The following is a 1,852-nucleotide window of genomic DNA, read 5'->3' as shown; positions in this document are numbered from 1 at the left end:
ACCGTGCCCTGGAGGAGGCCCACCATGTGAGGGTGGCGGTCCACCGTGCCCTGGAGGAGGCCCACCATGTGAGGGTGGCGGTCCACCGTGCCCTGGAGGAGGCCCACCATGTGAGGGTGGCGGTCCAGCGTGCCCTGGAGGAGGCCCACCATGTGAGGGTGGCGGTCCAGCGTGCCCTGGAGGAGGCCCACCATGTGAGGGCGGCGGTCCAGCGTGTCCCGGAGGCGGCCCGCCATGCGAGGGCGGTGGCCCACCATATCCAGGCGGGCGTCCACGAGGCGGCGGCGGTGGCGGTCGGTGCTCCCAGCGCGGCTCGTCGTGATACCACGGACGATCGCGGTAATAGCGCCCCCAGTACGTGCCAATCGAGAACGTCACGATCGGGAAGCCGATGGTCGGTCCGTAGGTCATGATGGGCACGCTGCTGCCTTGATACGGGTAACTGAGATTCGCGCCATAGACCCAGCCGCGCACGTTCGAAACCTCGACGTCACACCACGAATAGCCGCTCACGCACCCCATCACCTGCACGGGCACGCTGGCCGGCAACTGCGAGACGACCGGATATTCCTGCGATGGCCCGGCGTACAGGTTCACGGGACTGTTCGTGTACGCCTGCGCGTACTGTCCGTAAGATGTCCCGGGTAATATCAGCAGTGCCGCCGCGCCTGCGCACAGGCCACTGATAAACGGCTTTCGCATTGTTCCTCCCATGACGGACTCCGTTGCGAAGTCCTGTTTTTTGTTACCGTAGTGACTGGCACGGAGCGCGCCCGACCCGTCGCGTCCCGCATTCCTGTTTGTCCCCCAACACCCACAGGAGTTCTCCCATGATGAATCGAGACGATCCCGTATGGCTCATTACAGGCTGCTCGACCGGATTCGGCCGTGAACTGGCAAAACTCGTGCTGGAGCGCGGCTGGCGCGCCGTCGTCACGGCGCGCGATGCCTCGAAAGTGCAGGACATCGCTGAAGGTCACCAAGGACGCGCGCTGGTGCTCCCGCTCGATGTCACGAAGCGCGGGCAGATCGATCACGTTGTCGCGCAGGCGACGCAGCAATTCGGCCGCATCGATGCGCTCGTGAACAACGCAGGCTATGGCTATCTTGCCGCGATCGAGGAAGGCGAGGACGACGCCGTGCGCGCGATGTTCGAGACCAACGTGTTCGGTCTCGTCGACATGACGAAAGCCGTCTTGCCGCAGATGCGCAAACAGCGCAGCGGCCTGATCGTCAACGTTTCCTCGATTGGCGGCATCGCGAGTTTTGCCGCGACGGGCTATTACCACGGCACGAAATACGCGGTGGAGGGCATTTCCGAATCGCTTGCGCTGGAGGTGAAGCCGCTTGGCATCGATGTGCTGATCGTCGAACCGGGACCGTTCCGCACGAACTGGGCCGGGCCGTCGATCAAGGAATCCGCCACACGTATTGCCGATTACGATGCAACGGCCGGCGAGCGCCGCAAGCAGACGGCGGCGCGCAGCGGTAACCAGACGGGCGATCCGGTGCGCGCCGCGCAGGCGATCATCGATGCCGCGCTGTCCGACCGGCCGCCGCTGCGCCTGTTGCTCGGCAAGACGGCGCTCGACCTCGCGCGTGGCAAGATCGATCTGCTGCGCGGAGATTTCGATGCATGGGAAGCGACGACCGTCGGCGCGGACTTCCCGGAAAACGAGCGCTGATCCGCGCTTACTTTCATCGCAAGTACCTTGCATGGGACCAGAGTAAGGCGCTGAAGCGCCAACTCTGGTCGACCGCAAGTACTGCATGGGACCAGAGTAAGGCGCTGAAGCGCCAACTCTGGTCGACCGCAAGTACCTTGCATGGGACCAGAGTAAGGCGCTGAAGC

The 1,852-nt window shown here is 64.4% G+C and carries 2 protein-coding genes and 1 pseudogene; 1 reads left to right on the top strand and 2 read right to left on the bottom strand.

Going from position 1 to position 1,852, the window contains the following annotated elements:
* Together LPA37_RS27620 and LPA37_RS27615 are read right to left on the bottom strand one after the other, a co-directional pair.
* On the bottom strand, window positions 1–194 hold a 194-nt coding region (locus tag LPA37_RS27620; protein ID WP_229014258.1), incomplete at its 3' end, for a hypothetical protein.
* 259 nt (window positions 195–453) lie between these two features.
* Window positions 454–702: pseudogene (locus LPA37_RS27615) on the bottom strand (SH3 domain-containing protein); the annotation flags it as partial.
* Between the two features lie 128 nt (window positions 703–830).
* Here LPA37_RS27615 and LPA37_RS27610 point away from each other — a divergent pair.
* Window positions 831–1,685 carry an oxidoreductase gene (locus tag LPA37_RS27610; RefSeq protein WP_228979331.1) on the top strand — a complete coding sequence of 285 codons (855 nt, stop codon included), beginning with the start codon at window positions 831–833 and terminating at the stop codon, window positions 1,683–1,685.
* The last annotated feature ends 167 nt before the right edge of the window (window positions 1,686–1,852 follow it).

Origin of the sequence: Paraburkholderia gardini (assembly GCF_907164545.1) — a bacterium.
Taxonomy (GTDB): Bacteria; Pseudomonadota; Gammaproteobacteria; order Burkholderiales; family Burkholderiaceae; genus Paraburkholderia; species Paraburkholderia gardini.
Note: the sequence above shows the minus strand (reverse complement) of the source record. Positions and strands in the feature narration are given on the sequence as shown.